This window comes from Cyanobium sp. BA20m-p-22, from assembly GCF_024346275.1.
Taxonomy (GTDB): Bacteria; Cyanobacteriota; Cyanobacteriia; order PCC-6307; family Cyanobiaceae; genus Cyanobium_A.
The window spans coordinates 1-8028 of the sequence record NZ_JAGQCQ010000166.1 but is presented as its reverse complement, the minus strand read 5'-3'; the positions used below and the strand labels follow the sequence as shown (position 1 = coordinate 8028).

The following is an 8028-nucleotide window of genomic DNA, read 5'->3' as shown; positions in this document are numbered from 1 at the left end:
TGATCAGCGGGGCGTGGTTACGAGAGCGGCGTCCCATGGAGTGGTGTAACTCAGGGGGATCAGCCCCGGCGTAGCCGGGGCTGACGGTTCGCCTCCCTCAGACATCAGCTGTGGCAATGGGTGGGCCGGTCTGTGACCCTGTTCGGAGAACTACCACCAAACCGAACACAGACCATGACCCTTACCCATAGTGGCGCCTCCGAGCTGGCTCAGCTCATGGAGGGCACCACCGCTGGCGCCCTGATCCCTGAGATCGTGCGCCGGGGCTTCCAGGATCTGCTGGAGGCCGAGGTATCCGCTGCCATTGGAGCCACGCGTCATGAACGCTGCCCTGATGAGCGGTCCACCCACCGCAACGGTTACCGCCAGCGTCTGCTCACCACCCAGGTAGGCGACATCAGCCTGGCCATCCCAAAACTGAGACAGGGCAGCTTCTTTCCAGATTGGCTCGAGCCACGCCGCCGGGTCGACAAGGCCCTCTATGCCGTGGTGATGGAGGCCTACACCGGTGGCATTTCCACCAGGAAGGTTGATGCCCTGGTGGAGGCCTTGGGCGGCGCCAGCGGCATCTCCAAATCGGAGGTGAGCCGCATCTGCCAGGGGCTCGACGAGCAGGTGAAAGCCTTTCTGGGCCGGCCGTTGGACCATGCCCGCTACCCGTACGTCTTCCTCGATGCCACCTACCTCCACGGCCGTCTGGGGCAGAACATGCAGGTGGTTTCACGGGCCGTGGTGGTAGCGATCGGCATCAATGACCTCGGCTACCGAGAAGTGCTCGGCATCGCCGTGGGTGACAGCGAGGCAGAGGGCTTCTGGCGCCAGTTCCTCGGCTCCCTCAAGGAGCGTGGCCTGACTGGCACCCGGCTTGTGATCTCCGATGCCCACCTGGGGCTGACGGCGGCGATCAGGCGGATGTTCCAGGGCAGTAGCTGGCAGAGGTGCCGGGTGCACTTCCTGCGCAACCTGCTCAGCCATGTGCCGAAAGCCGGCCAGGACATGGTGGCAGCGGCCATGAAGGCTGTGTTTGTGATCCAGGCCCCTGATCAGGTGCGTGGCCACTGGCAGCGGGTCACCGAGATGCTCCGCAAGCAGTTCCCAGCGGCCGTGCCCGTGATGGACGCCGCCCGCGACGACGTGCTGGCCTTCCTGCACTTCCCCCAGGAGCACTGGCGCAAGATCTGGAGCACCAACCCGCTTGAGCGGCTGAACAAAGAGATCAAACGCCGCACCAACGTGGTCGGCATCTTCCCCAACGATGCTGCGATCGTGCGGTTGGTAGGCAGCCAGCTGCTGGAGCAGCAGGAGGAATGGCAGCTGGAGCGCCGCCGTTTCTTCTCAGAGGCGACCATGGCCAAGATCCCGGAGCCAGAAGAGCCGCTGGAGCTCACCGATGCTGATCCGACCGCCCAGCCGGCAGCAAGCACCAGCTGAAGCGCACCAGCTCCTCCCTCGATCTACACAGAACACATCGATCGCTGAGTTGCAAATTCAGCGATCAGGGTTCATAGTGGATGAACGGAGCTGCGCAATCAGCTTCCAGGCAGTCATCCTCTGACTGCTCCTGTTCACCCTCCGGCAAGGGTCACAGGACCTCCTGAGTTACACCACTCGGAGGGGCGCTACCGTTACGAGCAAAGGCGCTGGCGGTCCTACTCCTGCCACGGTTGATCTCAGCGAGGTTGGGGTTCCCCAACCTCACTCCCCGCTCACGTGCAGCTGCAAGAGCAGCACGGGTCCTGATCGATATGAATTCACGTTCTTGGGCTGCGAGTGCCCCGAACAGGTGGATCTGGAAGTTATCAGCGTTGGGAAGGGTCGCCACACGGATCGGAACTGTCTTGTCTTTCACGATCCGTGCCAACTGCTCCAGGTCCCGTGAGAGGCGGTCAACCTTCTGCACTAGCAGCGTCGCCTTGTTAATTCGACAGAGATGCAGTGCCTCCTCAAGGACGGGTCTGCTCTCAGCAGCGCCGCTCTCCACCTCAGTCAGTTCAGCGATCACCTCAGCACCGTGCTGAGAGGAAAGGAACAGTTCGATGTCTCGTTTCTGAGCTGCAACGCCATGACTGTCAGCACCACCGCTTTTTTTGGTGGAGATCCTCAGCAGGACCACGAAAAGGTTGGGTTTTACATGCTGCTGATGCACGTTTGTCTGTTCCGTATCTACCGTAGATACTATTTGTAGATACGGAACGCACGGCACGGAGGGGACAGTTCTGTATCCGCACATAGATACGGTAGATACTGTTTATGCGGAGCGGGTCCGTATGGACAACGCCCTGGAGATCCAGGGGCGCCCTCGAAACCAGGAATTTTGTTTAGCACTGGGTTTACCACTCACAATCGCCCGCTCCTGAAACGGCAGGGGTCTCGGAAACTGTTTAGCACCATAAGGGCGGTGTTTAGCACCACCAGACGTGCAAGCACAAAAAAAGGGAGGTCGTGAGACCTCCCATAAACACTAAAGAGTTGAGAGCAGAAGGATCCAAAGACCCTACTAAACACTCTAGTAGTCGAAGTCGCCCATCAATAGTCGAAGTCGCCGCCGCCAATGCCGCCGCCGGCAGGAGCTGCGTCTTTCTTGTCAGGCAGGTCGGCCACGATGCACTCGGTGGTGAGCACCATGCCGGCGATCGAAGCCGCATTCTGCAGACCGGAGCGGGTCACCTTGGCGGGGTCGACGATGCCGGCAGCCAGCATGTCGACATACTCGCCGGTGGCGGCGTTGTAGCCCTCGTTGAAGGGCTTGTTGCGCACATTCTCAGCCACCACAGCACCGTTGACGCCAGCGTTCTGGGCGATGCGCATCAGCGGAGCGGTGAGGGAGGAAGCCACGATGTGGGCACCGATCAGCTCCTCACCGGAGAGGTTGGCAGCTGCCCACTCTTCGAGGGCCGGGGCCAGGTGGGCCAGGGTGGTGCCGCCGCCGGGAACGATACCTTCTTCAACGGCCGCCTTGGTGGCGTTGATGGCGTCTTCCAGGCGCAGCTTCTTGTCCTTCATCTCGGTTTCGGTGGCGGCACCCACCTTGACCACGGCCACACCACCGCTCAGCTTGGCGAGACGCTCCTGCAGCTTCTCCTTGTCGTAGGAGGAGTCGGTTTCGTCCATCTGCTTGCGGATCTGCTCGCAGCGGGCCTTGACGGCCACCTCATTGCCTTCGGCCACGATGGTGGTGGTGTCCTTGTTGATCGTGATGCGGCGGGCGGTGCCGAGCATCTCGAGCTTGGCATTCTCCAGCTTGAGGCCGGCATCCTCGGTGATCAGCTGACCGTTGGTGAGAACGGCGATGTCCTCGAGCATGGCCTTGCGGCGATCACCGAAGCCAGGCGCCTTGACGGCGGCAACGTTGAGCACACCGCGCAGACGGTTCACCACCAAGGTGGCGAGGGCCTCCTTCTCGATGTCCTCGGCGATGATCAGCAGGGGCTTGCCGGTACGGGCGATCTGCTCGAGCACGGGCACCAGATCCTGCACCAGGCCGATTTTCTTGTCGGTGAGCAGGATGTAGGGCTCTTCGAGCACCGCTTCCATGCGCTCGGTGTCGGTGGCGAAGTAGGGCGAGATGTAGCCCTTGTCGAAGCGCATGCCCTCGGTGACCTCCAGCTCGGTGGTCATCGATTTCCCTTCTTCCAGGGAGATCACGCCTTCCTTGCCCACCTTGTCCATCGCATCGGCAATCATGCGGCCCACCTCTTCGTCGTTGCCGGCGGAGATGGTGCCCACCTGGGCGATGGCGCTGGAGTCGGAGATCGGCTTGGCGTGCTCCTCGATCTTCTTGACCAGGAAGTCTGCGGCCTTCTCAATGCCACGCTTGAGGGTGATGGCGTTGGCGCCGGCGGCCACGTTACGCAGACCCGCCTTGACCATGGCGTGGGCCAGCACGGTGGCAGTCGTGGTGCCGTCGCCGGCAGCGTCGTTGGTTTTGGAGGCGGCCTGACGGATCAGAGCCACACCGGTATTTTCGATGTGGTCTTCCAGTTCAATTTCTTTAGCGATGGTGACGCCGTCATTGACGATCTGGGGGGCGCCGAACTTCTTTTCCAGCACCACGTTGCGGCCCTTTGGGCCGAGGGTGACTGCCACCGCCTCGGCCAGGATGTCGATACCCCTTTCGAGAGCCCGACGGGCGTTCTCGTTATAGATGATGCGTTTAGCCATGGAAAGCCTTGTCGTGATGGGATTAAATCTTGATCGGAAGCCAGATCAACTATTCGGAAACTCAGCAGTTCCGAGCTTCAGTTGACGATGGCAAGGATGTCTTTCTCGGACAGCAGCACGAACTCATCGCTACCGAGCTTGATATCGGTGCCGGCATACTTGCTGTAGAGAACCTTGTCGCCCACGCTGACTTCGGGAGCCTGGCGGCTGCCGTCGTCGTTGCGCTTGCCGGGACCGATTTGAACCACCTCACCCACCTGGGGCTTTTCCTTGGCGGTATCGGGCAGAAGGATGCCGCCGGCGGTTTTCTCCTCCGATTCGGACACCTTGATGAAAATGCGATCTCCGAGGGGCTTAACCGTGGAGACGCTGAGAGAGACAGCAGCCATGAATGAATTGCGAGAGCAACGGCATGGCGCCTGAGACGCCACTGGACTACGGACTGGAGTGGGCCTGAAGGCGAATTGGCACTCGAGCCCGTTGAGTGCCAATTTATGCCGGCAAGGGTCGCCCTGGCCAACAAGGAGCTGTGCGGGTCACCGAACCCTGCCTGGCGATCAACCGCGGTGGTAAGGTTGCGCCGCTTCAGGCGGGATGGTTCCCCCTGGGCGCTCTCTGCGTCTCCCTTCCCTATGGCAGCTGCTACCGCCACCGGCACCAAAGGCATTGTGCGGCAGGTGATTGGCCCGGTTCTCGACGTCGAATTCCCGGCCGGCAAGCTGCCCAGGATTTACAACGCGCTTCGAATTGAAGCCAAAAACTCCGCCGGCCAGACGGTCGCCCTCACCGCCGAGGTGCAGCAACTGCTGGGCGACCACCGGGTGCGTGCCGTCGCCATGAGCACCACCGACGGCCTAGTTCGCGGCATGGAAGCTCTCGACACCGGTTCACCGATATGCGTGCCCGTGGGTGAAGCCACCCTGGGTCGCATCTTCAACGTGCTCGGCGAACCCGTCGACGAGCGGGGCCCGGTGGCCACCACCCTGACCGCATCGATCCACCGGCCTGCCCCCAGCCTCACCGAGCTGGAAACAAAGCCAAAAGTCTTCGAGACCGGTATCAAGGTCATCGACCTGCTAGCCCCCTACCGCCAAGGCGGCAAGGTCGGCCTCTTCGGCGGCGCCGGTGTGGGCAAAACCGTGCTGATCCAGGAGCTGATCAACAACATCGCCAAGGAGCACGGCGGCGTATCGGTGTTCGCCGGTGTGGGCGAGCGCACCCGCGAGGGCAACGACCTCTACGAGGAGTTCAAGGAGTCGGGCGTGATCAACCCCGACGACCTCTCCAAGTCGAAGGTGGCTCTCTGCTACGGCCAGATGAACGAGCCCCCTGGCGCCCGCATGCGCGTGGGTCTCTCGGCTCTGACCATGGCCGAGCACTTCCGCGACGTCAACAAGCAGGACGTGCTGTTGTTCGTTGACAACATCTTCCGCTTCGTGCAAGCCGGCTCCGAGGTCTCAGCCCTGCTGGGCAGGATGCCATCGGCCGTGGGCTACCAGCCCACCCTCGGCACCGACGTGGGCATGCTGCAGGAGCGCATCACTTCTACCTTGGAGGGCTCGATCACCTCGATCCAGGCCGTCTATGTGCCCGCCGACGACCTCACCGACCCGGCACCGGCCACCACCTTCGCCCACCTGGATGCCACCACCGTGCTCAGCCGCGGCCTGGCTTCCAAGGGCATCTATCCGGCGGTCGATCCCCTGGATTCCACCAGCACCATGCTCCAGCCCGCCGTGGTGGGAGATGATCACTACCGCACGGCCCGCTCTGTGCAGAGCACCCTGCAGCGCTACAAGGAGCTCCAAGACATCATCGCCATTCTCGGCCTAGACGAACTCTCTGAGGACGACCGTCGCACCGTAGATCGGGCCCGCAAGATTGAAAAGTTCCTCTCCCAGCCCTTCTTCGTCGCTGAGATCTTCACCGGCCAAAAGGGAGAATATGTGAAGCTCGAAGACACCATCAAGGGCTTCAATATGATCCTTGCCGGTGAACTCGATGACCTGCCTGAAGCGGCCTTCTATCTGGTGGGCAACATCGACCAGGTGAAGGCAAAGGCCGCCAAGATCCTTTCCGAAGCCAAGGGTTGATCCCCTCTTCTCCCTGAGGACCCCCAACCATGAGTCTCACCCTGCGCGTTCTGGCTCCAGATCAGAGCGTTTTTGATGGCACCGCCGAAGAGGTGATCCTGCCCAGCACCACCGGCCAGGTAGGCATCCTCCCCGGCCACGTCACCATGCTTGCCGCCTTAGACACCGGCGTTATGCGGCTGCGCTCTGCCGGTACCTGGTCAACCATCGCCCTGATGGGCGGCTTCGCCGAAGTGGAAGCCGACGAGGTGACCGTGTTGGTGAATGGTGCCGAGTTGGGCAGCAGCATCGATGCCGCCGCCGCCGAAGCCACCTTCGAGGCGGCCCAGAGCGCTGCAGCCAGCTTCGAGGGCCAGGCCTCCAGCCCTGAGAAAGTCAAGGCCAGCCAAGCTCTGGCCACGGCTCGGGCCCGTTTTCAGGCCAGCAAGGCGCTCTAAGTAGCCCAATCAACCAAGACGGGCAGTTGCAGCTCGGCCCGTAGGCCCCCACCTGGGGCCTCAAGCAGCCGCAGCCTGCCCTGGTGGTCAACGCAGAAGCGTTCCACTATCGCCAGGCCCAGCCCCCGATGCCTCTGGCGTTGGCGATCGTTGCTGCGACTGGGCCCCGGGATCGCCAGTAGGGTCTCGGTGGGAATGCCTGCGCCGTGGTCATCCACCCGCAAGAGCAGGTCGCTGCCGCGGCGCACCGCACTGAGTTCCACCGGTGGTGCGCCGTACTCCAGGGCGTTGTCGATCAGGTTGTTGAGCGCCCGTTGCAGCCCCTCGGGGTCGAGGTTCACCAGCAAGCGAGGCAGCCGCAGCTTGATTAACAGGGAGGGGTGGCTGGCCACAATGCGGCCGCACAGGTCGTCGAGGGCGCAGGGTTGACGCCGTTCGGCCGGCAGCTCCTGCTCCCCCAGCATGGCCAATTGGTCGGTCAACTCGCGCAACCGCTCCAGATCGAGGGCCATGGCCTGGGCCAGCTCGCCATTCTCGCCGCTGAGGCGCTCACAGAGAATTTCGGTGCGCAGCATCAGCCGGGCGTGGGGGCCGCCCAGGTCGTGGGTGAGGCCATGCAGCAGCTGGCGTCGGGCGCTGGCCGTGTTGTTGATGCGCTCCAGCAGCCGGTTGATGCGCAGGCTGAGGTTGCGGATCGGGGCAATGCCCTGCTCAGGCAGCAGTTGCAGCGGGGCCGCCGAGCCCTGCTCCGCCAGCAGGGTCAACAGTTGACCGAGGGGGCGTTCAACCTTCAGCCGCAGGAAAAGCACCAGCCCGGCCAGCGCGCCGATCAAGATGGCCAGGATGCGCAGCGGGGGCAGATACCAGAGACTGTTGCTCAGGCGCTGGGACTGGAAGAGCCAAAGGGGCTGGCCGGTTCTTTGGTCAAATCTGTTCAGTTGCACCCAGTGCCCGCCCCACGGGTCCTGCAGGGGAGGCTGGTCGCGCTGAAGCCTCCGCTGCAGACCGAACTCCCTAGCCATAGCCTTTTCCAACAGCAGCTCAATCCGCCCGGCTTGGGCCGGCGGGCCGCTCGGCAGCTGGTTTTGCTGGCGCACCAGCACCCCCACAGGCAGGGGCTCTTCAGCGTGTTGCAACACCTGCTCGACCAGCACCGTGTACTTGCTCAGCCGCAGGGCCGTTTCGCTGACGATGCGCGGCTCGAGCAGAAGGCGCATGCCCAGCAACAGGCCCAGGTAACCGGCGATGCCCCCCAGAGCCAGGCTGACGACCAGCAGCAGCCAATCCAATCCCGCCAGGCGTGCCCTGGGCCGCGCCATGGCTCAGCTCCCTGGGTC

Annotated in this window: 7 protein-coding genes; 3 read left to right on the top strand and 4 right to left on the bottom strand. The window is 62.8% G+C overall.

The features are described 5' to 3' along the window. Nucleotides 1-174 precede the first annotated feature (174 nt). Entirely contained in the window at nt 175-1431 is a 1257-nt protein-coding gene (locus tag KBZ15_RS13865; protein ID WP_255015808.1) for an IS256 family transposase, read from the top strand. A 151-nt stretch (nt 1432-1582) separates the two neighbouring features. On the opposite strand, the gene KBZ15_RS13860 is transcribed toward KBZ15_RS13865, so the two are convergent. From KBZ15_RS13860 to groES, 3 genes are all read right to left on the bottom strand, one after another. Beyond that, a complete protein-coding gene (locus KBZ15_RS13860; RefSeq protein WP_255015807.1) occupies nt 1583-2113 on the bottom strand; it encodes a recombinase family protein in 531 nt (176 codons plus the stop codon). 413 nt (nt 2114-2526) lie between these two features. Next, nucleotides 2527-4161: a chaperonin GroEL gene (gene groL / locus KBZ15_RS13855; RefSeq protein WP_255015806.1), complete on the bottom strand. Its 1635-nt coding sequence runs from the start codon at nt 4159-4161 to the stop codon at nt 2527-2529. A gap of 77 nt (nt 4162-4238) precedes the next feature. Beyond that, nucleotides 4239-4550, bottom strand: a complete 312-nt coding sequence (groES, locus tag KBZ15_RS13850; protein WP_094561335.1) for a co-chaperone GroES — start codon at nt 4548-4550, stop codon at nt 4239-4241. A gap of 243 nt (nt 4551-4793) precedes the next feature. Between groES and atpD the strand changes: the two genes are divergently transcribed. Then, the gene (gene atpD / locus KBZ15_RS13845; protein WP_255015805.1) at nt 4794-6254 is read left to right on the top strand and encodes a F0F1 ATP synthase subunit beta; all 1461 of its coding nucleotides are present in this window, start codon (nt 4794-4796) and stop codon (nt 6252-6254) included. A 29-nt stretch (nt 6255-6283) separates the two neighbouring features. Continuing rightward, nucleotides 6284-6691, top strand: a complete 408-nt coding sequence (gene atpC, locus KBZ15_RS13840; RefSeq protein ID WP_255015804.1) for an ATP synthase F1 subunit epsilon — start codon at nt 6284-6286, stop codon at nt 6689-6691. Here the strand turns inward: atpC and KBZ15_RS13835 are convergent. Next, nucleotides 6688-8010, bottom strand: a complete 1323-nt coding sequence (locus KBZ15_RS13835; RefSeq protein ID WP_255015800.1) for a HAMP domain-containing sensor histidine kinase — start codon at nt 8008-8010, stop codon at nt 6688-6690. The genes atpC and KBZ15_RS13835 overlap by 4 nt on opposite strands. Between the last annotated feature and the right edge of the window lie 18 nt (nt 8011-8028).